This window comes from Brevibacillus sp. HB2.2 (assembly GCF_013284275.1).
Taxonomy (GTDB): Bacteria; Bacillota; Bacilli; order Brevibacillales; family Brevibacillaceae; genus Brevibacillus; species Brevibacillus brevis_D.
This window is the reverse complement of record NZ_JABSUV010000029.1, coordinates 1-24,269: the sequence shown is the minus strand read 5'-3', so window position 1 is coordinate 24,269 and position 24,269 is coordinate 1. Positions and strand designations below refer to the sequence as shown.

Genomic DNA, 24,269 nt, shown 5'->3' with positions numbered 1-24,269 from the left:
TTAAAATAATAATCACTACGAAATATTCATTTTAAAGTAGGACTTTCGGTTCTCCTTTACTAGAATTGGGGGATGACATGGTCAGAAAAATCAGCAGAATGCTCCTTTTGATGACGGCCATCGCCGTATGTAGTATCCTTCCGAGTGGTATTTCTGCAAATGAATGGAAAAAACCAATAGAAACAGAGAATGTTGAGCACCTGAATGGCGCGATTCACCAAAAACAAGAGTTTCGATTCTCAGATGGTGCCACGTATTGGGCCCATAAAATGACAGGTCAGCGCAATATGATGCCCTACGTTTTCACCATCCCCATTCAGGGTAACAGTCAGAACATGATGTTCCGCTACCGAGACTATGATGAGTCGAAGAAGCCGTATTGGAAGGTTGTCACGCTTGATCAAGTCCAGACCCTTCCGCTTTCCGCTGGTTTCCTAGAGACAGAGGGCAGGTATATTTGGTTAGGTAAGCCCATTACCTATGTGGATAAAGGTAGAGCCACGATTGAAGAAAAGCCGGCATTGGCGTTGCCAGTCGAAGTAAAACAGACGCCTTCTGGTGTCGAGCTCGTGTTCAAGCTACCGATGAAAGCAGGCTTTATCAGCGAAATGTGGGCGCTCGATTCGAGGGAACCGCTTGTTCCTTGGGGAGAAAAATCGTTTGACAGCATCTGGCTTAACTTGGACGTTACGGAAAAGGCAAAATGGCTGTACGATGGGTATTACTATCAAAGCCCTTCTACGTATGAGCCGACTTCCGAGTCCTCCTTTTGGCGGATTCCCGAAAATTATGTGCTTCGCTCCTTTTTATATACAGGTGGAAGCAATGCTGCCCGGGATATGGGCTATGTGATGCTGAAAGCGAGCTTGAAACAGCAGGAGCCTGAGGGGTACTGGAAGACGCAGCCGCGCTCTTTGTGGTTAAGTGACGATTACGGGATACAAGAGGGCTTTTACGATACGAGATTCAACACAGGAGCGGCTGATCTGATTCTGCGGGGCTGCGATCAGTATCAAGAAAAGGACTTTTGCCAAGCGGCGAAAAAATATACTTCTTATTTTCACAATCATGCAGCCGTGAACCGTTTGGTCGTCGCTGGTGTACAGCAAGGCTGGCTGATTCCGGACTACGCGACAGCAACGAATCCGATGATTCGAACACACGTTTCTTTGAATCATCAGTTGGCCGAAATTAATTTTCTCTACAAAAGCTACATGCAATTCGGCGATCGGACTGACAAAGATTTAGCGGATACGATGCTTTACGGTGTCGTAAACCTTGGGTCGCAGTGGATTCTCGGAAATGGCGATTTGCATTACGCTTATTTTCCAGATGGAACATTCGGCAGGAAGGACTATCCGTTCTTGACCTACAATGACTTGGTCGAAACCCAGCGTCTGTACCGTCAACTGCATGGGATAGATGAGATGACGCTTGCCTTGTTGATTGACAGTAAATGGATGTGGATGCAACTGAATAATGTTCAGTATCGGTAAGTAAAAAGACGGTATGGTTATGGAATGTGACCCGTACGAATTGATGATATCGATAATGCAGTATGTGAGAAGAATCAGCCGTTTCCCTGTGAGCTTCAGGGAAGCGGCTTCTTAACTATAGTTGGTGGACTCTTTCGCAATGGCACATGAACCTTGGAATCATGTGTTGCGCTTTTCAAAGGAAAGTAGTCTTCTCGTTTTTTTCAAATGCGTTGATGCGCCCAATACAACGTCCCATTCTTTCGTACCACAAGCAGTGCATCGATACCGTTGACGCTTTACCGGTATCTCAATGACTTCATTATTGATGAGGTCTTTGTATATTTGGTGTTTATTATCAGATTTGTGAAAGTTTCCATTCCCACAATGAAAGCAAATGATAGGGGCTACAATTGTAAAATTACATTCGTTGATAATAATTCTTCTCACCTTCCGAGATGTGTGTCGCACAAAGTTGTAGTAGGATTAATAAAAAAATAAAAATAAATAAATATTATTAGCACGACCATTTTAACAACGAAATATTGGTAAGTAAACTGCCCAGATATGGAATAGCAAAGCCTAGACTAGCGGGACACTGTTCGATGTGATTGATCATAAAAAATTGCCGTTTTTCCCTCTCATAGGTGTGACCGGCATACTTAACGAAAGTTGAGAGCATTCTGATCTATTTTCGCAAAGCAAACAAGGTTAAAAAGCTGACAGCCTCCCGCAGCTCTACGCTTAGGCGGCCCGCAATATCTGGCGTAATTCCTTCTTTGTATACCGTCTCTTCGTCAATCAGTGTGAAGCCATTTTCGCTCGCCAACTGCTTGGCTTCCCAGGGCATCATCGTATTTTGGATCGTCGTCTCTTCATAAAGTCTGCGATAGCTATGAGCGCGTGGGCCAGCTGTAGGACCGAGGATACCCAAGACGAGAATTCCTCCGGGTGCGAGCACGCGGTGAAGCTCCAAGAGTGCCTGGAGCGGAGACGGCGTGAATTCCACTACGTTAATCGAGAGCACACCGGAGAATGAATCATTGGCAAAAGGAAGCTCGCTGATATCTCCCGTCTGAAAATGAACAGAGCCTGAGGAGGAAATGACCCTGTCATGAGCGAGGCGGATCATTTCCCCGGCAATGTCGATGCCCTCCACCTGATAGCCGTGCTCTGCAAGCTTGCAACTGGCATAGCCATCACCACAGCCTGCATCGAGAACAGGTCCAGCTCCGACAGCTACATGCTTCATAAAATAGGGAAGGATGGTGCTACGGCTCCCTTTTTCCCACATATGCTCACTTCGTTTTCGCCAGTCTTCTGCAAATTGATCCCATTGCTTGGCGGCTTGTTCTGTCCATTGGCTCATCCTTGTTCACGCCTTTCTCTTCGATTGAACGATAGCGTTATGAAGAAAAACTCCGGTCAAGGCGGCCGGAGCTTTTCATGGAAGATGTTTTACGTCAAAGGATCATGGTTTGGGGATATGTGGGACCAGGTCAGCAATTTTTTTACTCTTTAGCGTATGCATCATTTGCTGCTCGGCGTCAGTCACAACCTGTTGAATCAGACAGGCACTATCATGACGGAAGCTGCATTCAAACAAGGAGGTTGTGCCTTCAATGGCTTGGATAACATCGAGAAACGATATATCATCCTGATTGCGTTTGAGCTTGTATCCGCCATTTGCGCCAGAGACCGAGTGGATCAACCCCGCTTTGACCAGTTTGGTCAGCATTTTGGATAGGTATGTTTGTGAAACGCCTAGCTTTTCTGCCAAAAGCTGAACACTAACGGGTTTATCAGGGGCTTCTGCTACCAGATAGAGCATCGCATGGAGGGCATAATCTGTTGCCTGTGAATACTTCATAATACACCTCAATCATGGACTTAATACATCCATCATAAAGTGAATGGGGAGCATGAGCAAGGGGGAGAGTGATTCGCGCTGTCATCTGCACTTTCGACGCCCATTTTTGGATGGGGCAACTTGACACTAAAAATCCTTGAGGGATATTATAGATATGATAAGTCTATGAATGTGTTGTTTGAAATGATCCAAGTACAGGGAGTTATTTTTTTGCCTCCATTAAGGATATTGAGGCTCTGTAATGGTCGTTTTGGATAACTGTTCAACATAAAAAGGGGAGGAACTTACAAATGAGCATTTGCCACACAACAGATTCTACGTTTCAACATGATGTAAAAAGCGAGGGCTATACTCTCGTCAACTTTTGGGCACCTTGGTGCGGGCCGTGCCGCTTTTTTGGGCCGATACTCGAATCGTTCGATAGGGAGCATAGCAGCGAAGTGAGAGTCCTAAAGGTCAATGTCGATGAACAACAAGAGATTGCCAATCAGTATGGCATTATGAGTTTGCCAACGACCATTTTGCTCAAGAACGGAGAAATGATTGACAAGGCCGTAGGAGCTGCCCCTCTAGCGGAACTGAAACAATTTGTTTTCAAGCATAGGTAGTAGGAAAACGAAGGGAACGCCATCGGTCAACTTGATCGGTGGCTTTTTGGTATCCAGTTGTTACTCGCATGCGTACTTTAATGAATAAAAGCGTTTGAGCGTTTTCGCGTTGTTTCGTGCTCTTGCAAGGGGAAGCGCTTCCAATGTACTCTCAAGATAACGACAAAATAATCCCAATTCACAAAATAATGTCAATAATCGAAAAGGAAAGCGGAGGGGTAGGCAATGAGCAATACCGATTTTTTCCCGATTCAGGACTGGGACTACCTGGAGTTTTATACAGGGAACGCCAAGCAAGCTATGCACTATTTCACAAATGCGTTTGGTTTTGAAGCAGTAGCCTATTCGGGCTTGGAGACAGGTTCTCGGGAAAAGGTTTCCTACGTCTTGAAGCAGAAGCATATGACGTTTGTGATCAGTGGGGCCCTTACGCCTGACAGCCCGATCGCGGATTTTGTGAAAAAGCATGGGGACGGAGTCAAGGACGTTGCCCTGCGTGTAGAGGATTGTGAGCAGGCTTACCGGGAGGCCGTTTCTCGCGGAGCCATTCCGATCATGGAACCGACTGAGTATACCGATGAATTCGGGACGGTCAAAAAAGCGATTATCGGTACGTACGGAGAAAACATTCATTCCTTTATCGAACGAAAAAATTACAACGGACCATTCTTCCCGGGCTATAAAGCTTACCAATCTCCAGTCAAAGGAGAGAGCACGGGTATCATCGGCATCGACCACATCGTTGGTAACGTCGAGATCATGGATGAGTGGGTAGAATATTACCAAAAGGTCATGGGCTTTACAGCCGTACAAAATTTCAGTGAGGACGACATCTCGACGGAGTATTCTGCGCTCATGTCCAAAGTGATGCAAAGTGGAACTGGACGCATCAAGTTCCCGATTAATGAGCCAGCAGAAGGACGCCGCAAGTCGCAGATTCAGGAGTTTTTGGAGTTCTACAAAGGACCAGGCGTACAGCATATTGCCATCCTGACCAATGATATTATCGAAACGGTATCGAAGCTGCGTGATAACGGTGTAGATTTCCTCATGGTCCCAGATGCGTACTACGAAGATTTGAAAGAGCGTGTAGGGGAAATTGACGAAGACATCGAGGCTTTGAGAAAGCTGGGGGTCTTGGTCGACAGAGACGACGAAGGCTATCTCTTGCAGCTGTTCAGCAAGCCGATTGTAGACCGTCCGACGCTGTTTATCGAGATTATCCAGCGCAAAGGAGCGCGCGGTTTCGGAAATGGCAACTTCAAGGCACTGTTCGAGGCGTTGGAGCGAGAGCAGGAGCGCAGAGGGAACCTTTAATTCATTGACGTAACAAGTATGACAAGACCATCTCAGGCTGAAAACGCTGAAGGGATGGTCTTTTTTTGTTTGCGAAGCAGAAAAAATAAATCTCATGAACCATTTACCCATCTCTATCATCTATACTAGTAGGAACCAAATGCTGGATATAAAGGGATGATTATGCGATGTGAGTATCAAGAGGGAAGTTCAGCAGGACATTCAGCTAACACAGGACGGTAGCGTAGAAGCTTTTGGTAGAGTCGTTCAAATAGCCGCATAAGTACACAGATGACCAAAAGAAAGTGAAAGGACTGAAATTGTGATGATTCATCGATTGGAGCCAAATGATTATGCAAAAATCAGGACGTTGCTGTCACCTAAGAACGTGAACGATCTGACCATCCAAGCGATTATCAATGGAACAAATCGAGGAGCGATTTTCGTAGATGATATGGAGCAGCCCCGGACAGCCTTGGTCGATCAAACCGGTGTGATCAGTATTTTCGTAGGGGATTCTGCCAATGAAGCGTTCACAGCGGATCTAGGTGCCTTTATCGAGGGGGAATTGCGCAGATATACGACCGAATCATGCGGGGGCACTCATTTTCTGGCAGTTGTCCCAGATGAAGAGTGGGAAAAAGCAGTGACCAAAGCCATCTCGCATCGAGAGATCGAAACGGATTGGGAGTATTACTACCAGTTCAATCCCGAGCAATACCAAGCGCGAAAGATCAGCTACCGCTCTCTGCCTGAAGGATACAGTTTGAATAGAATCGATGCAGGTGTCATCGAAAACGACCCGGACAACATCCTGATCGAGGTTGTAGAGGAATTCTATCATTCGGTGGATGATTTTTTGCAGTGGGGCATAGGATTCTGCGTATGTCGGGGAAATACGATTGTGAGTGCTTGCCTGTCTTGCTGTGTCCATGAGCGTGACCATGAAATTAGCGTGGAAACGTACGAGGAAGCCGACATGAACAAAGGCTTTGCTACACTTGCTTGCGCTTCGTATCTGGAGCATTGCATGGAACATGGACTGACACCGCATTGGACCACGCTGGAAACCAACGAGGAGTCGGTACGTCTGGGGACAAAGCTAGGATTTGAGCGGAAGGAAAAGTGTAAAATACTGGAGTTCGAATATGAAAATGATACGGGTTTCCATGGGTTGGCGAAATTACTTCGGCAACCTTTTTTACCAAGAAAGGAAGAGAAGCAAAAGGGAAATACGGTGTGAAGAGTGAATATTTTGATTAGTTATGAAAACAAACAGGAACGATCGGGCAGCGATAGAGAGGGATAAAACAATGAATCTGGCATTAATGGTCCCATTGACGGAGCGGACGGCGGTTTTGATTGTGATGGCCTTGCTGTTTACGCGTGTCCGTGCATTCCGCAGCATATTGAACCAGCAAGCGACGTGGCGGGAAAAAGCACTGATGGTCGTCATTTTCTCTGCTATTTCCATACTGGGTACCTATAATGGCATTTGGTATCAGGATGCGATTGCGAATTCACGCGTGATCGGGACGGTCGTGGCAGGCTTGCTGGCTGGTCCCTGGGTAGGGTTGATGACAGGACTGATTGCGGGAATTCATCGCTATTCCTTGGGCGGCTTTACAGATTTGGCATGTGCCATCTCGACCATAAGCGAGGGCTTGTTTGCGGGATTAATCTATCAGTTCCTCCGTAACCGCAGTAAAAAAATCGGGTGGACGACAGCGCTCTTCGTTGGTTTCTTGGCGGAGTGGCTGCAAATGGGAATTGTTTTGCTCATCGCACGCCCATACGCTGACGCTTTGGCATTGGTTCAGGCCATTAGTGTACCGATGTCAGTCGTCAACTCGGTCGGAATTGCTATTTTGATCATTATTATTGATTTGGCCAAAAAGGAAGAGGATCGGATTGGGGCGCTCCAAGCCCAGCGAACGCTGCAAGTAGCGGACAAAACACTATCGTACTTGCGTCAAGGGCTAACCTATGATTCTGCCCAAAAGGTCGCGGAGGAAATTTTGCGGACGACGCGTGTAGCAGCGGTAGCGATTACCGATACGCGCTCTGTACTTGCGCATGTTGGTGCAGGCTCGTCTCATCACGTAGTGGGAGAAGGCATAACGACCAAGGCGACCCGTGAAGTTTTATCGACCAAAGAAGTAAAGATTGCCCAGACGAAGGAAGAGATTGGGTGCAGGGAGACGAACTGTCCCTTGCGCTATGCGATCCTTGTCCCCCTGATGCGAAGACGTGAAGTGGCGGGTGTGCTTAAGCTGTATCAGGATCGCTCGCGCAAACTGTCGGCAGTGGACCTGGAACTCGTACGTGGATTGGGGAACCTGATATCGAGTCAGCTCGAACTGGCTGAGCTAGAGAAGCAGTCCCGCCTGTTGGCAGATGCAGAAATCAGGGCCTTGCATGCGCAGATCAATCCGCATTTCTTGTTTAATGCGCTCAATACGATCGTTTCGTTTATTCGCTTCCGTCCCGAACAGGCCCGTGAATTATTGATTCATTTGGGAGAGTACTTCCGCCGTAATTTGCATGACTCTGGCGGATATGTCAGTCTGGCGCGTGAGCTGGAGCATATCGAAGCCTATTTGGCCATCGAACGTGCGAGGTTCGGGGACAAGCTTCATGTAGAGTACGACATCGAGGACGGCGTAGAGCGGTTTACCGTGCCAGGACTGATTTTGCAGCCGCTGGTAGAGAATGCGGTCAAGCACGGGCTGTTGCCCAAGCGCGAAGGGGGAACCGTAGTGATTCGTGCGCGCCGCAAAGAAAAGCAAATCGTCGAACTGACAGTGGCAGATAATGGAGTCGGAATGGAGATGGACCCATCCGAGCGAGCACTAGATGAGAAGCGTGCAGGACGGCAATTATCTGGAATCGGTCTTGCCAATGTAAAAAGTCGTCTTCAATCGATTTACGGAGAACCGTATGGAATCGTGATCGAGAGCAAAAGCGGGAGCGGGACAACATGCACCATACAATTACCGATAGGGGTGAACGTCAGTGCTCAAAGTGTTCATCGTCGATGATGAGACGCCTGCCAGAGAAGAACTGCGGTATTTGCTGGAGCAGTTTTCGGAAGTATCCGTAGTAGGAGAGGCGGGCAGTGGGGAAGAGGCGTTGGAAGCGGTGCTTCAGACAGAGCCGGATGCGGTTTTTTTGGACATCCATTTGCAGGACAGGGACGGTGTAGATGTGGGGCAGGAGCTTCTGGAATCCATGGTCAATCCACCTGTCATCATCTTTGCAAGTGCGTATGAATTTCATGCGGTTCGAGCATTTGAGGCCGAAGCCGTTGATTATATCGTCAAACCGTTCAGCGAAATGCGTCTGGAAAAGACGATGAACCGGGTACGAAAAATGAGGCGGAAAAGTGAGCCTGCATTGGACGCGTCACCGCTACTGGAGGAAAGGCTACAATCCCTTCTGCAAAATGTACTGGTCGATACTCAGCCACATCGTGTCCCGGTAGAAAAAAACGGCAAGATCATGCTGATTGATCCAAACGAAATCGTCTATGCCACCTTGGAAGGAAGGTATGCGAGCATCTATACAGCAGGTGAGCAATATGCGACCACCTTTACGTTGCAGGAGCTGGAGAGCAGGCTGTCACGCCAACAGTTTTTTCGGACCCATCGCGCTTTCATTGTCAATTTATCTAAAACGGCAGAGCTCGTCCCTTGGTTTAAAGGCTCGATTCATCTAGTCATGCAGGATCAACGCAAAACAGAAGTGCCTGTTAGCCGCAATGTCGTAAAGGAATTGAAGAAACGATTGGGGTTTTAAAGGAAACAGACCAATCCTGCGTCCCGTTTGGGGGAGGATTGGTCTGTTTTTTTGACTGCTTACACGGGATAGTCATCGTTTTTCTTCCGTGTCACCATGATCCCTCCCAAAACGATCAGGATCAAGCCGAGGATGCCGCCTACTTGGGTAGACGCCAGATTCGCGATCAAAAATATGATAGCGAGAACAGTGAGGATGCCAATGGGGATCAAGAGAGCGGGTTTGCGATTGCCGAATAGGTAGAGTTCGGTAAGCCCCACAGCAGGACCAATCAGGAAGAAGGGCCACGTCGTGCTCATATCCCCATGAAAAAATAGCTGGCTGAAAAAGAAGAGTGGAGCATAAACGAGCAAGATCCCGCCTGGCACCAACAATCCAGCGCGATTCGGCATTGGGTTCATAAAAAAGAAAATATGAAACCCGATTCCTGGGATGAGAAGAAAGACTGGCCAAAGCATGTCCATTGCGAGCGGTACGTTCAGGTAGGTAGCCAGAACAAAAATCGCTCCGATTCCGATAATGATGTAACCCCCGATTCGTCGCATGTGCGTATTCTCCTTTTTGATTTCCATACCAATTTATGTATAACTTTAACATATTGTGGAGGGGTTTGTATCGGACTCGGGGCGGAGACTTTCTACGTCCCCAAATTGAACGCGCTTACACTCAAACGAGGATGGTGCAGCTTATGCCTGTTTTTGTACGGTTCAGTCATTTTTTATGTTGGCAAGCTGTCCGATGTGATACGTTTTTCTAAGGTCCATTGCCTGAATATTAAATAAATAGAAGGAGGCGACTCGGATGAAGAAATGGTTTCTTTCCCTCTTGATTTGGGGCGGGATAGCCGCATTGGGTGCTGTCGGATTCGGGATGATAGCCCTCTGGCAAGGTGAATCAGTCAACTCGTTCTGGTTACTGACAGCCGCATTTTGCACTTATGCTGTAGCATATCGTTTTTACAGCAAATTCATAGCAAAAAAACTAATGGCGCTCGATGACAATCGCGCTACTCCAGCAGAAGTGAACAACGACGGCAAAGACTTCGTGCCCACGAACAAATGGGTGTTGTTTGGGCACCATTTTGCTGCGATTGCAGGAGCAGGCCCGCTCGTAGGTCCTACGTTGGCTGCGCAAATGGGATATTTGCCGGGAACGATCTGGATTATCGTCGGGGTCGTGATCGGTGGAGCGGTACAAGACTTTATTATTCTGTTCGGATCGATGCGTCGCAATGGAAAGTCTCTCGGTCAGATTGCCAAGGAAGAGATCGGTCCTGTTGGCGGAGCACTCGCTTTGATTGGTATTATTGCCATTATGATTATCCTGATTGCTGTTTTGGCCATGGTTGTGGTTAACGCTCTTGCTGAATCACCGTGGGCTACCTTCACGATATTCATGACGCTCCCTATCGCGATCATGATGGGATTGTATATGCGGTATATACGACCTGGGCAAGTATTGGAAGGCTCGATTATCGGGCTTGCCCTGCTGTTCTTTTCCCTCTGGCTCGGTCAAATCGTTGCTGCATCGCCAACATGGGGACCAGCCTTCACGTTTTCCAAAGTACAGCTTGCCTGGATGATCATTGTGTACGGGTTTATTGCCTCGGTTTTGCCTGTGTGGCTGCTGTTGGCACCGCGCGATTATCTCAGCTCATTCTTGAAAGTAGGGACGATTGCGGTATTGGCGGTGGGAATTGTGCTGACACTGCCGCCATTGCAAATGCCAGCACTGACAAAGTTCATTGATGGAACTGGCCCTGTTTTTGCAGGAAATCTGTTTCCCTTCTTGTTTATTACCATCGCGTGCGGAGCCGTATCAGGATTCCATTCACTCGTATCATCCGGAACGACGCCGAAGATGATCGCGAAGGAATCGCATGCGCCATTGATCGGCTATGGCGGGATGCTGATGGAGTCTGGCGTTGCGGTTATGGCGATGATTGCAGCGTGCGTGTTGACTCCCGGTGTCTATTTTGCGATCAACTCACCTGCCGCAGCAATTGGCGTGGATGTAGTTCAGGTTGCGACGACGATAACAGGCTGGGGCTATACCGTAACCCCTGACCATTTAACAACGCTCGCCAACGACATTCAAGAAAAGACGATCCTTTCCCGGACGGGCGGAGCACCGTCACTGGCAATTGGGATGGCGACGATTTTCTCGGGAGTATTGGGTGGCAAGGCATTAATGGCTTTCTGGTATCACTTTGCGATCTTGTTTGAGGCTGTCTTTATTTTGACGACGATCGATGCGGGAACGCGTGTCGGACGATTTATGGTACAAGACATGCTCGGCAACGTCATTCCGAAAATGAAGGAAGTCAACTGGCTGCCAGGTAATCTGATTGGTTCTGGGATCATTACCATCGGATGGGGATACTTCCTGCTCCAAGGTGTCATGGACCCGTTGGGAGGCATTTACACCCTGTGGCCGCTCTTTGGTATCGCAAACCAAATGCTCGCCGCGATAGCGTTTACGGTGGGAACGACGATTATTTTCAAAATGGGCAAAGCGGCTTACTCGTGGATCACACTCGTACCGATGGCTTGGCTGACGACGGCTACGCTGACAGCAGGCTGGCAAAAGCTGTTCCATCCTGATCCAAAAATCGGCTTCCTCTCGCATGCAGAAGCATTCCAAAAGGCACTGGATGCGGGCACGCTGCCAAAAGGAGTAAAAACGGTAGAAGCTGCACAAAAAATGATCTTTAACGACCAGATCGATGCTGTGGTATGTGCGATCTTCATGGTCATTACGATTGGGATCATTCTCGATGGTGCGCGGGTATGGATCAATATTCTCCGCGGCAAGCACTATCCGTTGCAGGAGTCTCCGTACATCAAGTCCAAAGGAAATGTATTTGACGGGAAAGGACATCACGTAGCATGAGGCGCAAGCTAAGGGCAATGCGAAAGGCAATGCGCAAAGTGAGCTCTGTTATTAAAACCATTTTCGGAATGCCTGACTATGACCGCTATCTCGCCCATTGGTACGAGACGCATGGGGAACCGGGTATCTTTCCGATGACAGAGCGTGAGTATTACATGTACGCATTGACCGAACGATTTGAAAAAGGCGGCGTAACGCGCTGCTGCTAAAGTGGTCATGTAAAAAAGGGTGTCTCCCCGGTCAGAAAATGACGAGGGAGACACCCTTTTTCAATAATCCGGGTGCTGGGTGAAGCAACGACATTTCAGGCACACTCCCCATGGCTAACGTGTGGTGTAACAGCAGGTAAAGTATGGTACACTAAATCATATAGCATGGCCGTTTTTTAACACGAGCTGTCTCATCATATTCAATTAAAACATCGAAGCCTCTCTTTCTGGAAGAAAAGGGCGTGCTTTGCGAAAAAATAAGTCAAGTTTTAGGTGGCGATACGTGTGCAAGCATCAACACTGGCGGCTCTCAAGGAGCTCGCTTTGCAATGCGCCCGTTCAGCGGGTGAGCTGAGTTTGAAGCGAATGAAGGAGCCTTTTACCGTCGAGTATAAAACATCTGCCTCCGATCTTGTTACAGCCGTAGATAAAGAAGTGGAGAATCACGTCATTCAGATGATTCTTGCACGCTTCCCTGATCACGGCATTCTTGGAGAAGAGAGTGCACATGTGGAGGATTACAAGCAGTATGACACGCTTTGGGTCATCGACCCGATTGATGGTACGACTAATTTTGTGCATCAGCAAATCAATTTTTCCGTTTCCATTGCTGTGTATCATAAGGGAGAGGGAATGGTCGGAGCGGTTTATGATCCTTCCAGAGACGAGTTGTTTTATGCGGTAAAAGGGGAAGGGGCTTTTCTCAATGATCGTCCCTTGCAAGTGAATCGAGAAGTGAGCCTGGAGCAAGCTTTGTTATGTACGAGCGTATTTTGGAACAAGCGTGCTGAGCAGATCGGCATTGATTTGATTGTGAAAAAGCTTGCTGGGAAGGTTCGCGGAATGCGTCTTTTGGGAAGCGCCGCTCTGGAAATGGCGTATGTGGCTGCGGGAAGACTGGATGGCTATGTCAGTATGCAGCTCAATGCGTGGGATTTCGGGGCAGCTCGCATTATTGTAGAGGAAGCAGGCGGCCGGGTGACGACCATGGCGGGAACACCACTGCCGTACGACCAAAAAAGCAGCGTGATGGCTTGCAACCCGACTTTTTATGAGGAGCTGCAGCAGTTCCTGAAATCGGAACATACCGATGTACCTTCACAAAATTAAGTGTACAAGAACCCACCGGACATGCGCATCCAGTGGGTTTTCTTTTGTTATGCATCTTGGGTTTTCGTTTGGATGTCGGGTGCATATGCTATAAAAGCATAGCCGGAAGACGAGCAGCGACTGTATTTGTTACGAAGTCGGCTTGTCCGAATAAGGGGGGATAACCATGACCCTGATCGAGGAAAGTGTAAAGTTGATCCTACAGCATCAAGCGAGTACCGGGGCGTACATCGCTTCACCCGCATTTGTCCACTATCAGTATGCGTGGCTCCGCGATGGAACATTTACGGCCTACGCAATGAACCGTACTGGCAAGCATGAGAGTGCCCGCAAGTTTTACCAATGGTGTAATGATGTGATCCGAAAGCATGAGACAAAGGCAAGAGCAGCCATTTCGGCAGTAAAAAATGGATTAGACAAAAATGATGCGGGAAGAGACCGCTTTTTGCATACGCGCTATACAGCGGACGGAGAAGAAGTGGCAGGTGAATGGGGCAGCTTTCAGCTCGATGGCTACGGGACATGGCTGTGGGGGCTGGCTGAGCATGTGCGGATGAGTGGAGAGCATGACTTGATTCACGAGGTCAAGCCATCGATTGAACTGACGATTGACTATGTCCTGGCGTGCTGGCAGCTCCCGAACTTTGATTGCTGGGAAGAGGGAGGAGACCGAATCCATCCAGTGACGCTGGGAGCCATTTATGCCGGGATCAAGGCGATGGAGCCTTATTTGCCCGAACGAGCTTTCGAACTCGCTCAGCAAGGAGAGACCATCCGCCAATTCATACGCGAGCATGGTACAGCCAACGGGCGATTGATAAAATCCGTCGGGGATCATTCAGTGGATGCAAGTCTTCTCTGGTTGGCACTGCCGTATGGGATCGTCGACGTGAATGATCCGCTTATGATCCGGACCGTGCAGGCCATAGAAGAGGAACTGCGCGCAGGACACGGCGTGCATCGCTACCCGGCTGATACGTATTACGGCGGGGGGCAGTGGCTGCTGTTATCTGCGTGGTTGGGCTGGTATTACGTGAAAACAGGCAGGCGTGAAGAAGCCGAAAAGATAGCAGCGTGGATTGTGTCCCAGCGACAAGCGAGCGGACTGCCTGAACAAGTACAGGAACATTTGCTTTCCCCGGCTCATTATGAGATGTGGGTGGAGAGAGCGGGCCAACCCGCTGTGCCGCTCCTTTGGTCGCATGCGATGTTTCTCGTGTTGGCGGCAGAGCTCGGCATTCCGTACTAGCCAGGAAGAGGGTCTTCCTGGTTTTTCTTATTGCTGACATCTATTGACACCATTTGTTGCTATGCTCAGTTCAGGACTCTGTTGGAATACTCGCAAGCAGCTTGGCTATCACAGACAGTGTGAGCACCTGCCTCGCTGAGCATAGAGACATTCTGTGATTTGCACTTTGAGGATGCCTGCGCACAAATGGGATGCCCGGTTCTGTTTCTCCCGGCGGAGACTGAGTCAAAGCTCGATGTGAAGCTCTCTCTGATCCAAATGGATACGAGGCATCCGCAAAGCAAAACGGTAGTCATTCCAAGCTCCAAGCATTTGATTCCGATCGATACGCCTATAGCGACAAGCATGGAAATACTGGCGTTTCTAAAAGGGTTGGTGTTTGAATGTGCTTCTGGATAACCGAGGCTTCATCGTTGCGAGCAGGACACCGACAAGCGTCACAACGCCACCAGCCATCGTCACAAGCGTAGGACCTTCACCCAGCCACACCCAAGCAATCAGAAAAGCGAGCACTGGCGTCATGTAAAGGGAGGTAGTAGCCTCCGAGGTGCCAACGACAGAAGTCACATAGGCGAGGGACAAATAAGCAACAACGCTAGGGAAAATGCCCAAATACACAACACTGAGTGTCACTTCCCAAGGCGCTTGGGCTATCGCAGTGCCAAGTCCGGGCAGAAAGAAGAGCATGCAGAAGGTACCTGCCCATAAGGTGTAGGCGGTAAACGCGAGAACGCCGTATTTTTCTACGAGTGGCTTCTGAAACGCAAAGTAAATGCTTTCGCTACTGGCTGCCAATAAAATCAAGAATATTCCGTCTGTTATTTGAAGGGTCTCTCCTGTGCCAATCGTACAGATGGCGACTCCTAGAAAACTGATCAGTGCACCGAACCAGCCTCTCACACCGAAATGCTCCCGGAAGAATAGGAGAGCGAGGAGAGCGGAAAAGATCGGCGTCGTCGTGACCAAAAGGCTGGCTACCCCTGCACTTACGCTCATCTCCCCGTAGTTGAGCGCTGTATGGTAAACGGCGAAACCCAAGCCCCCAAGCAGAAGGATAGCTGGGACATCCTTTAACTCCGGCAGACGGATGCGGAAAAACAGTGCGAGTATCCCGAGAAAAAGAGAACCAATCAGAAAGCGAAGCAGCGAGAGATGCTCCGGCGAGTATGCTTGCAGCCCAACGCGAATACCGGCAAAGGCCGAGGCCCATAACAAAATGCTGATGGCATGTGCAGCGAAAATACGACTTCTGACAGGATGAAACAAGATAACTTCCCTCCTTTGAATGAAAAAACCAACCTGCTATTCTCTGCTTCTTCTTTCTTTTCCATGGTAAACAAGAAGTGGTAAAATATCTGCAACCACTCGGCTATCAAAAAAACCAACCACTTTTACCTATGAAGATGAGGAAGAGGAAGGGATCGATCAGGTTGCACAGAGAGAAACGGTTGCCGAAATATCGGAAAATTATTGATTTTATCAAAGGAAAAATATCTACAGGAGAATGGCCGATTGGCAGCAAAATCCCCAGCCAACGCGACTTGGCACAAGCGTTCGAAGTCAATCGGAGCACGGTCATTGCGGCATTGGAGGAGTTGACCGCAGACGGGTTGATCGAGGGCAAGCTGGGAATGGGCACTGTCGTTGTCAATAATACCTGGACGCTGTTGGCTACGACACCACCGCCGGATTGGAATGAGTACGTCAGATCTGGATTGCACAAGCCAAGCATGACGTCGGTGCAAGAAATCAATAAGCGTGAATTCCAGTCAGACCTGATTCAGCTGAGCAAAGGAGAGCTCTCCCCAGACATGTTTCCAGTCGATACGATGAAGCAAGTCATGGAGCGGGTAACGAGGAACCTTAGCGGATTTGGGTATGAAGAGCCGAGAGGGTACCTTCCCCTGCGCCAAGCGGTCAGTGATTATGTCGGACGACAAGGAATTACAGCTTCGCCGTCTTCTGTCTTAATCGTGTCTGGTGCATTGCAGGCGCTCCAGCTCATTTCGGTTGGGTTATTGCATCGAGGTTCAACTGTGTTTTTGGAACAGCCTTCGTATCTCAATTCCTTGCATGTGTTCCAGTCGGCGGGGATGGAGCTTGCCGGATTGCCGATGGATCGTCAGGGGATGATTGCACAGGCGATCTATGCGAGGCGAAAAGAGGAGCATGGGGCGATTCTGTACACCAATCCTTGCTTTCATAATCCAACAGGCATCCTGATGACAGAAAAACGCCGGCTGGAGCTGCTGCGGGTATGTGAAGAAGAGCGTCTGCCGATTATTGAGGATGACATTTACCGCGAGCTGTGGACGAAAGAGCCTCCACCGCTGCCCCTCAAGGCTAGAGATAAACACGGAACTGTCCTGTACATCGGGAGCCTGTCAAAGACATTGACCCCCGGCTTGCGGATTGGATGGGTAGTGGGGCCAGAGCCAGTTATCGAACGCCTGGCCGATATCAAGATGCAGACGGATTACGGAGTCAGCTCACTATCACAACGTGTGGCGGAGGAGTGGCTGGCAAGTGGCTTGTATGAGAGGCATGTGCACAAGGTCAGAGAGCAGCTCATTACAAGACGAGCGGCTGCCATCCGGGCACTTACGCAGCACATGAGTGAGCTCGCGACGTGGGAAGTGCCTGAGGGAGGATTTTTCATCTGGCTGAAAATGAATGGAAAGCTCTCGACGATGGAGCTCTTTACAGCAGCCAAACGCCAGGGCATTCTGCTGAATCCAGGCAACATTTACGGGGAGACGAAAGAAGGGTATGTGCGGCTCTCGTATGGGTACGCTTCGATCGCCGATTTTGAATCTGGCATTGAGAGGCTTGGTCAAATCGTCCGCGATCATAGATAAAAGCAGAGGAAAGGTGGAGGCGGCAGCCAGTTGCTAATTTCATCACTGTCGCCTTCCAAAAGCAGGATGTCCACGGCCGGAAACAGCTTGCGAAAGCTGCCCAAAAGTCCGGGCAAAAAGCGGGAGGCGACTCAGCAAGGAGAGACCATTCGCCAATTCATATGCGAGCATGGTACAGCCAACGGGCGATTGATAAAACCCGTTGGGGGGCAGTGGCTGTTGTTATCTGCGTGGTTGGGCTGGTATTACGTGAAAACGGGCAGGCGTGAAGAAGCCGAAAAGATAGCGGCGTGGATTGTGTCCCAGCGGCAAGTGAACGGACTGCCTGAACAAGTACAGGAGCATTTGCTTTCCCCGGCTCATTATGAGATGTGGGTGGAGAGAACAGGGCACCCCGCTGTACCGCTCCTATGGTCGCACGCGATGTTTCTCGTGTTAGCGGCAGAGCTCGGCATTACGTACTAGCCAGTAAAGAAGGTCTTTCTGGTTGGTAGCGATCAACCGGGATAATTTAAAAAAGGTATTCAGGAGCAAAAATACATTCCTGAATACCTGTTAGTTTCATACTTCTTAAGGCACTCCTTAGCTCTTTATGACACATCTTTTTCCAGTGTTACTTCATGAAATGATTTCATACGCAGTTGTAAAAATGGGGTGAACAATAATGTACAAGCCGAAGCTAACAATCCAATGCCACCCGCAAATAAAGCGAACCGTAAACCCATTGTCCCCCCTATCATCCCTCCAATCAACGAGCCTAGCGGTAAAGAACCCCACGAGATAAAGCGAAAGGTAGCATTCACGCGACCTTGCAGGGCATCGGGTACAATTACTTGGCGTAAACTGACGGTACTAATGCTAAACATGGAGACACCCATTCCGAAAAGAAGCTGTCCCGTCATCATAATCAACGCCATGCTTAATTCTGATCCTACTGCTAATGGAGCAAGCAAACCGCCACTTGCTGCGATCGTAGCGGAACCCACAATAGTTGGACCTACTCCAAAACGACGTACAGCCCTTTGGGCAAGCAGAGAGCCAAATAGGTACCCTACTCCTAGCGTTCCATAAATGATGCCAACAATGCTCGCACTGATTTTGAGTTCTTGCGATGCATATAGAACATAAACACTAAAAATAACATTCCAGGAAAGGTTAAAGATTGTTGAGCAGCGCACCACTCCCCACAGCAACGGTTTTGTGTAAACCGTATGCAGCCCTTCTTTGATTTCCAGCCACATGTTTTTTGGTTTTTTCGCATCTGTCACGACTGTCTCCAACTTGCGAATCCGGGCTATGTACACAGCGGATACAAAAAAGGCTACCGAAGTGAATAATATTGCAAAAGGAGCGGTGATTAACTGTTCCAGTCCACCTGATAAACCCGGCCCAGCAATTTGCGCGGTAGATTTACTAGTCTCTAGTTTGCTATTCCCATCAACAAGCTGCTCCTTGCTCACAATGGAAGGCAAAAAGGATGTATAGGCAACATCGAAAAAGACAGTACAGATCCCCACTATGAAGGCTATCAAATATAGAACTGTCATATTCAGGAATCCAGTTAAGGCTGTCAGCGGCACTATGAGCAGTAATGCACCCCTGAAAAAGTTAGCGGCGACAAGAATGGGTCGCCGGGGAAATCTATCTATCCATACACCAGCGAGCAACCCGAAAAGGATAAATGGCGCATACTCGGCAAAACCAAGCAACCCCATTTGCATGGGACTGGCTCCTAAATAGAGAGCTGCCACTAATGGCATTCCTAATAATGCAACCTGAGTCCCAAACTGTGATGCCGTTTGCCCAATCCAGAGCCTGCGAAAATCTGTGTTCGTTAACAATCCTTCCACCTTGTTACTCATGTTCGTTCCCCCATTTTTCGTCACAACTAATTGCCATTTTTCGTATTTTTAGTATAGGGGAAACTATGTTTCAAGATCTTGCGCTTTCATTATCATAGTCAAAGCACGACGTCCAAAAAAAGATCGGCATGATCGGTTGATGCCGCGAGCTCAAGTGCCGCAGAAGATTCGGTTATTGAATTTTTATTACACCTGCGTTATATTCCATATATGAAATACTGATGATAAGGAGTCCCTCTATGCATAGATTATCGAATGTTGAATTCATGCTCCTGCAATTGATCGCGGAACATCGTCAAGCTTCCGGATACGATATTATGAAGTTAGTCGAACAGCGAGGCTATAAAGAATGGGCAAATATCGGTACAACTTCGATATATACAGGATTGAAGAAACTTAGCGATAAAGGATGGATCGCACCTGAGACATCCGACGAGAAATCCGGCAAGGGGCCAGCGCCGACCCGGTTTGCCCTCACCGAAGTGGGTACACGTAAGCTGAGAAATGAAATTCTTGATTGTCTGTCGTCTACACGGGAACGTGACAACCGCTTCGATCTCGGTTTGGCCGCTTTGCCCCATATCGGGAAGGAAGAGGCCGTCATTGCTTTACGGAAACGACTGGATTTTCTTGGACAAGCCTCGATAAAAATAAGACAGAAGTACGAATCACAAGGCGGAGCTAGCTTGCCGCTGAACGTAAGGGCGTTGTTTTTGCATCCATTAAGCTTAATCGAGAGCGAGCAAGCGTTCGTTAGTCGTTTCATCCATGAATTATTGGAGGAGGCAAGTAAACATGGTCAAATTTATTGAAGGTTTCATTCCTTATCAAGGGGAACATTGCGAAACAACCGCCATGGGCAATTTATTGCAATATGCGGGAGTCCACCTGTCTGAGCCGATGTTGTTCGGACTCGGGCAAGGGCTTGGATTCATATACTGGGATTCGAAGGGAATGGACTTTCCTTTCATCGGAGGAAGGATAAAACCGGATAAACTGACCGCTTATCTCGCCGAACGACTCGGCTTGAACGTCAGATATCAAGAAACCTCGTCCATCAATAAGGCGTGGCAGAACGTCCGAAGTAGCATCGAACACGGCATTCCGGTTGCGCTTAAATTAGATTCTTATTACTTGGATTATTTTACGAACAAAGTGCACTTCGCCGGTCACTATGCGGTACTTTACGGTATAGATGACGAATACGCCTACTTGGCGGACACCAGACAACAGGGGGGACTTGTGAAGACGAGTTTGACAAGCTTGGCCGCTGCCAGAAATGCAAAGGGACCCATGAGCTCCCGGAATCGTTCCTTTACGATCGAGCCAAACGACGCATTGCTTCCGCTTGTTTCTGCTATACGTGTATCCTTGACCATGAATGCGCAAGACTATCTAAACCCGCCGATTCAGAATATTGGCAATAGAGGCATTGTTAAAATGAGCAATGAAATCCTGAAGTGGCCTTCTCGCAGCAACAATGTCGAACATGATTTATGTCTTACCGCGATGCTAATGGAGCGGGCGGGAACCGGTGGCGCTTTATTTCGGAATCTGTATAGGGATTATTTGAGAGAATGTGCGGAACGGCTGGAGGACCCGAGGATCGAACAAGCCCACTGTATGTTTACAGAGATCGCTCCAATGTGGGGTAGCGTCTCTGCATCAATCGACCATGCAGGAAGAACAGGTGAGCACCAAGAGCTCGTGCATGCGTCTAAGCTGTTGCTTGAGATTGCGGATAAAGAACGCGCAGCCATGGAGCTATTGTTGTGATAGCTTTACACTTACATGGAACGGAATCATTCCTTTATGCTTAAAGTATAATAGCTTGATTTCAAAAGAGGAGGAATCAGAAAGTTGAAGTACTATCGCTATGTGTTAAGTATCCCACCTTTGGATTGGGAGTGTTGCTTTCTTAGCATTGAGGAGTATAAGCAGAGCTTTGCGAATAAGTATCATCAAAATATAGAGTATTACAGGCAAGTTATCGGGGATTGTCAACAGCATCTCGTTGATATCGACAACCTTGCTGTTGTGACTTATAAAGATCTGTGTGCAAGCGTTCATTCTGCTGAGCTGCGCTGTCCAGCCATGATTTTCTCCATACCGAGTGGCGATCATCGAGGATCAGCTTTGTTTTGTATCATGTACAAGCTTGAAAACGACGGGGATACGTTTATTTACTCTCCTGTTCCACTTGTTCATCTAGAGCAAGATCAAGCAGGTGAAATAGAGCTTTCATTGTTTGAATGAAAAAACCAACTAGCTATTCACTACTTCTCCTTTTTCTATGGCAAGAAAAAAGTGGTAAAATATACATAACTACTCAGCTACCAAAAACCAACCACTTTTATCTAAAATCCTCGTCCGCGATCATAGATAAAAGCAGAGGAAAGGTGGAGGCGGTAAACAATGGCGTATATAGAAATCACGAAAAAGAATATAGAAACGGAGCACATATGCTGTGCATTAGGTGCAAAACAATACGAACATTCAGTAGCCGAGAAGAAGAAGTGGCTGACAGAGCGAATGGATGAAGGGTTGGTTTTTTATCGCTTGGATGAGCGAGCAAAAGTGTTTATTGAGTACTTGCCTGCGGAAATGGCATGGGTTCCAATTGAAGCGCCCAATTATATGTACATTAACTGTTTGTGGGTGTCTGGCAGATATAAAGAGAACGGGCATGCGAAACAATTGTTGCATCATTGCAAGGAAGATGCCATCAAACGTGGTATGGACGGAATCGTTCATATCGTAGGGAAGAACAAGTACCCGTATTTGAGTGAGAGGCGTTTTTTTGAGCATATGGGGTTTGAGCTGGCAGACCAAGCAGAGCCGTATTTTCAATTAGTGGCATGGAAATGGAATGAACAAGCCGCTATGCCGTCCTTTAAGAAAACAGGAACGACTTCTTCAACGGAGAAAGGCGTCACCATTTATTACACAGCGCAGTGTCCATTTGCTGTTGGTGTTTTGGAAGAGCTGAGAAAAGTAGCGGAAGCGAAAAGTGTTCCCTTTCATGCGTACGAGCTGACAACGAGGGAAGCAGCACAGAACGCGCCTGTCATATGGACGACCTTTGGCCTGTTTTATGAGGGGGAATTTATTACCCATGAAATTATGAGTGCCAATAAATTTGAAAAATGGCTAACAGAGCTTCTCGCACACCAAAAGCCCCGCCCATCCCAATAGGCGAGGGCTTTGTTCGTGTGACTACTTGCTCGTTGGCGTGAAATCCATGCCTTTTACATATTGCTGGCTGTGAACGGCGAACTCTGCCGTGAGTGGGGAGATCGACTGCCAGTTGCGAACCGCGAGCACGACTTCCCTTGTAATCGGGGGCGACAGAGGGATCGCGACGACTTTGGGGATGACAGGTGGCATGTACAGCTCAGGCATGATGGTGACGCCGATATACTCCTGCACCATGGTCAAAATCGTATACACCTCACGCACTTCAAACGTAACTGTTGGGGTGATGTGATTCTCTTGCAGCATTTTTCGGATGCAGCCATCCTTTGGCATGATAAAGCAGCGTTCCGCAATTTCGGAAAAACGAAGGGTCTGACTATCTTTCAGCGGATGGGTATCTGGCAAAATGACCATCATTTCGTCTTGCAAAAGCGGCAACGTTTGCATTTCCTTATCAGGCATAACGGTAAAAGCAATGTCGACAACCGAGCTGTGCAGCCAATTGCTAATTTCATCACTGTCGCCTTCCAAAAGCAGGATGTCCACGGCCGTAAACCGCTTGCGAAAGCTGCCCAAAAGTCCAGGCAAAAAGCGGGAGGCGACGCTGGGGATCGAGGCAATACGCAAGGTACCGGACGAAATCCCGCGGGCCACGTTTGCTTCCTCCTTCATGCAGGATGTGATGTTCAAAATGTCGCGAGCGTGCGAAAGCATTCGTTCTCCGATGCTCGTCGGAGTAATCCCGCTGCGACTGCGCTGAAAAAGGCTGACGCCTAGCTCTTTTTCCAGGGACTGAATCATCTGCGAGACGGCGGATTGCGTAAAGCCGATTTCTTCTGCTGCCCGCGTGAAGCTACCAGCTTTTGCTGCGGCGACAAACACTTGCAGTTGGGTAAGCGTCATGTCTCCTCGTTCCTTTTCATTAGTTTTATCTTATGAAAAATATTATAAATCATTGTTTTACTAATGGAAAAGAGCTTCGTATAGTAAAAGACATCACCACCAAGCACATACGAGGAGGAACATAGATGCATCCCGAATGGCAGCGAATTGCAAATGAATTTATCGAGGCGACCTCTTACCGGGTAGGCGAGCTAGAAAAAGGCTGGGCCTCTCGTTATGATTTTTCCAAAAGACCAGCGACGTATTTGCGCTATGAAGAGGTGTTTGCACGCATAGAATTGGGCAAGCCGCAGTTTCCAGCATCCGTCGATTTGTGGGAGGTCCTCGCTAATCGAAGATCCAAGCGTAATTTCTTGAAGCAGCCCATGACGCTTAATGAATTGAATCTCTTGCTGTGGGGGACACAGGGTATCACAGATGATATGGGAGACTATCAATTACGCACGACGCCGTCTGCCGGGGCCCTGTATCCGATTGAGACGTACCTGATGATCAACAACGTGGAAGGACTCGAGAAGGGCCTGTATCACCTGGATGTACAGAATTGGTGCTTGGAGGGACTGAAGAGAGAAGACACGTCCGAGATTGCCTATCTGTTCACGGAAGAACAAGAGGTGACAAGACGGGCTGCTGTCAATTTCGTTTGGACAGCGATGGTAGATCGCACGAAAGACAAATACAAAGAGCGTGCGTACCGCTATATTTGGTGGGACTCCGGGCACGTTTCGCAAAATCTGCATTTAATAGCAAATGGATTGGGGCTTGGGGTAACGACGATTGGTCACTGGATGGATCATGACATGAACGAATATTTAGGCATTGATGGCACGTCGCATCTGTCTGTGTTGATGGCATCAGTGGGCAAAATCGCAGGCGGTCATTGGCTAACAGACCGACGACCGGAATAAGCACGTAAAAAGGATGGGCATAAAAAGCCGCATCCT

General features: G+C 48.3%; 24 protein-coding genes. 18 read left to right on the top strand and 6 right to left on the bottom strand.

What is annotated here, in order from left to right; genetic code table 11:
- Nucleotides 1–77: 77 nt before the first annotated feature.
- Complete coding sequence (locus HP401_RS20170; RefSeq protein WP_173606300.1) at nt 78–1,496, top strand: hypothetical protein; 1,419 nt, start codon at nt 78–80, stop codon at nt 1,494–1,496.
- A gap of 667 nt (nt 1,497–2,163) precedes the next feature.
- On the opposite strand, the gene HP401_RS20165 is transcribed toward HP401_RS20170, so the two are convergent.
- Nucleotides 2,164–2,844, bottom strand: a complete 681-nt coding sequence (locus tag HP401_RS20165) for a class I SAM-dependent methyltransferase (RefSeq protein ID WP_173606299.1) — start codon at nt 2,842–2,844, stop codon at nt 2,164–2,166.
- A gap of 102 nt (nt 2,845–2,946) precedes the next feature.
- Nucleotides 2,947–3,345, bottom strand: a complete 399-nt coding sequence (locus HP401_RS20160) for an RrF2 family transcriptional regulator (RefSeq protein WP_015892587.1) — start codon at nt 3,343–3,345, stop codon at nt 2,947–2,949.
- Between the two features lie 290 nt (nt 3,346–3,635).
- On the opposite strand from HP401_RS20160, the gene trxA reads away from it, so the two are divergent.
- The 5 genes from trxA (at nt 3,636) to HP401_RS20135 (ending at nt 9,047) form a co-directional block, all read left to right on the top strand.
- Complete coding sequence (gene trxA / locus HP401_RS20155; RefSeq protein ID WP_015892586.1) at nt 3,636–3,953, top strand: thioredoxin; 318 nt, start codon at nt 3,636–3,638, stop codon at nt 3,951–3,953.
- A gap of 225 nt (nt 3,954–4,178) precedes the next feature.
- The gene (gene hppD, locus HP401_RS20150) at nt 4,179–5,270 is read left to right on the top strand and encodes a 4-hydroxyphenylpyruvate dioxygenase (protein WP_016743081.1); all 1,092 of its coding nucleotides are present in this window, start codon (nt 4,179–4,181) and stop codon (nt 5,268–5,270) included.
- 304 nt (nt 5,271–5,574) lie between these two features.
- Nucleotides 5,575–6,492, top strand: a complete 918-nt coding sequence (locus HP401_RS20145; RefSeq protein ID WP_254457134.1) for a GNAT family N-acetyltransferase — start codon at nt 5,575–5,577, stop codon at nt 6,490–6,492.
- A gap of 70 nt (nt 6,493–6,562) precedes the next feature.
- Nucleotides 6,563–8,290: a sensor histidine kinase gene (locus HP401_RS20140; RefSeq protein ID WP_173606298.1), complete on the top strand. Its 1,728-nt coding sequence runs from the start codon at nt 6,563–6,565 to the stop codon at nt 8,288–8,290.
- A complete protein-coding gene (locus tag HP401_RS20135) occupies nt 8,265–9,047 on the top strand; it encodes a LytR/AlgR family response regulator transcription factor (RefSeq protein ID WP_015892582.1) in 783 nt (260 codons plus the stop codon). The genes HP401_RS20140 and HP401_RS20135 overlap by 26 nt, the downstream gene beginning before the upstream one ends.
- A gap of 59 nt (nt 9,048–9,106) precedes the next feature.
- Here the strand turns inward: HP401_RS20135 and HP401_RS20130 are convergent, their stop codons facing one another.
- Entirely contained in the window at nt 9,107–9,592 is a 486-nt protein-coding gene (locus HP401_RS20130; protein ID WP_015892581.1) for a hypothetical protein, read from the bottom strand.
- Between the two features lie 256 nt (nt 9,593–9,848).
- On the opposite strand from HP401_RS20130, the gene HP401_RS20125 reads away from it, so the two are divergent.
- The 5 genes from HP401_RS20125 to HP401_RS20105 all read left to right on the top strand — a co-directional run bounded on the left by HP401_RS20125 (nt 9,849) and on the right by HP401_RS20105 (nt 14,906).
- Nucleotides 9,849–11,939, top strand: a complete 2,091-nt coding sequence (locus tag HP401_RS20125) for a carbon starvation CstA family protein (RefSeq protein ID WP_173606297.1) — start codon at nt 9,849–9,851, stop codon at nt 11,937–11,939.
- Complete coding sequence (locus HP401_RS20120; RefSeq protein WP_173606296.1) at nt 11,936–12,148, top strand: CstA-like transporter-associated (seleno)protein; 213 nt, start codon at nt 11,936–11,938, stop codon at nt 12,146–12,148. The genes HP401_RS20125 and HP401_RS20120 overlap by 4 nt, the downstream gene beginning before the upstream one ends.
- A gap of 285 nt (nt 12,149–12,433) precedes the next feature.
- Nucleotides 12,434–13,258 carry an inositol monophosphatase family protein gene (locus HP401_RS20115; protein ID WP_016743074.1) on the top strand — a complete coding sequence of 275 codons (825 nt, stop codon included), beginning with the start codon at nt 12,434–12,436 and terminating at the stop codon, nt 13,256–13,258.
- A 166-nt stretch (nt 13,259–13,424) separates the two neighbouring features.
- The gene (locus tag HP401_RS20110; RefSeq protein WP_173606295.1) at nt 13,425–14,507 is read left to right on the top strand and encodes a glycoside hydrolase family 15 protein; all 1,083 of its coding nucleotides are present in this window, start codon (nt 13,425–13,427) and stop codon (nt 14,505–14,507) included.
- A gap of 186 nt (nt 14,508–14,693) precedes the next feature.
- Nucleotides 14,694–14,906: an alpha/beta fold hydrolase gene (locus tag HP401_RS20105; protein WP_173606294.1), complete on the top strand. Its 213-nt coding sequence runs from the start codon at nt 14,694–14,696 to the stop codon at nt 14,904–14,906.
- On the opposite strand, the gene HP401_RS20100 is transcribed toward HP401_RS20105, so the two are convergent.
- Nucleotides 14,871–15,773, bottom strand: a complete 903-nt coding sequence (locus tag HP401_RS20100) for a DMT family transporter (RefSeq protein ID WP_173606293.1) — start codon at nt 15,771–15,773, stop codon at nt 14,871–14,873. The genes HP401_RS20105 and HP401_RS20100 overlap by 36 nt on opposite strands.
- A 137-nt stretch (nt 15,774–15,910) precedes the next feature.
- Between HP401_RS20100 and HP401_RS20095 the strand changes: the two genes are divergently transcribed.
- Both HP401_RS20095 and HP401_RS20090 read left to right on the top strand, forming a co-directional pair.
- Nucleotides 15,911–17,365 (top strand): aminotransferase-like domain-containing protein, encoded by a 1,455-nt coding sequence (locus HP401_RS20095; RefSeq protein ID WP_173606344.1) that lies wholly within the window; start codon nt 15,911–15,913, stop codon nt 17,363–17,365.
- 30 nt (nt 17,366–17,395) lie between these two features.
- Complete coding sequence (locus HP401_RS20090) at nt 17,396–17,830, top strand: hypothetical protein (RefSeq protein ID WP_254457133.1); 435 nt, start codon at nt 17,396–17,398, stop codon at nt 17,828–17,830.
- 125 nt (nt 17,831–17,955) lie between these two features.
- Here HP401_RS20090 and HP401_RS20085 read toward each other — a convergent pair whose 3' ends face one another.
- A complete protein-coding gene (locus tag HP401_RS20085; RefSeq protein ID WP_173606292.1) occupies nt 17,956–19,227 on the bottom strand; it encodes an MFS transporter in 1,272 nt (423 codons plus the stop codon).
- A gap of 239 nt (nt 19,228–19,466) precedes the next feature.
- Between HP401_RS20085 and HP401_RS20080 the strand changes: the two genes are divergently transcribed.
- The 4 genes from HP401_RS20080 (at nt 19,467) to HP401_RS20065 (ending at nt 22,422) form a co-directional block, all read left to right on the top strand.
- Nucleotides 19,467–20,039 carry a PadR family transcriptional regulator gene (locus HP401_RS20080; RefSeq protein WP_173606291.1) on the top strand — a complete coding sequence of 191 codons (573 nt, stop codon included), beginning with the start codon at nt 19,467–19,469 and terminating at the stop codon, nt 20,037–20,039.
- Entirely contained in the window at nt 20,023–21,003 is a 981-nt protein-coding gene (locus tag HP401_RS20075; RefSeq protein WP_173606290.1) for a BtrH N-terminal domain-containing protein, read from the top strand. Before HP401_RS20080 ends, HP401_RS20075 begins: the two co-directional genes overlap by 17 nt.
- An 84-nt stretch (nt 21,004–21,087) precedes the next feature.
- Nucleotides 21,088–21,483: a hypothetical protein gene (locus tag HP401_RS20070; protein ID WP_173606289.1), complete on the top strand. Its 396-nt coding sequence runs from the start codon at nt 21,088–21,090 to the stop codon at nt 21,481–21,483.
- Between the two features lie 159 nt (nt 21,484–21,642).
- Complete coding sequence (locus HP401_RS20065; RefSeq protein WP_173606288.1) at nt 21,643–22,422, top strand: GNAT family N-acetyltransferase; 780 nt, start codon at nt 21,643–21,645, stop codon at nt 22,420–22,422.
- A gap of 21 nt (nt 22,423–22,443) precedes the next feature.
- Here the strand turns inward: HP401_RS20065 and HP401_RS20060 are convergent, their stop codons facing one another.
- A complete protein-coding gene (locus HP401_RS20060) occupies nt 22,444–23,325 on the bottom strand; it encodes a LysR family transcriptional regulator (RefSeq protein ID WP_173606287.1) in 882 nt (293 codons plus the stop codon).
- Nucleotides 23,326–23,450: 125 nt separating this feature from the next.
- Here HP401_RS20060 and HP401_RS20055 point away from each other — a divergent pair, with 125 nt between their 5' ends.
- Nucleotides 23,451–24,233 (top strand): SagB/ThcOx family dehydrogenase, encoded by a 783-nt coding sequence (locus HP401_RS20055; RefSeq protein WP_173606286.1) that lies wholly within the window; start codon nt 23,451–23,453, stop codon nt 24,231–24,233.
- Nucleotides 24,234–24,269: the final 36 nt, after the last annotated feature.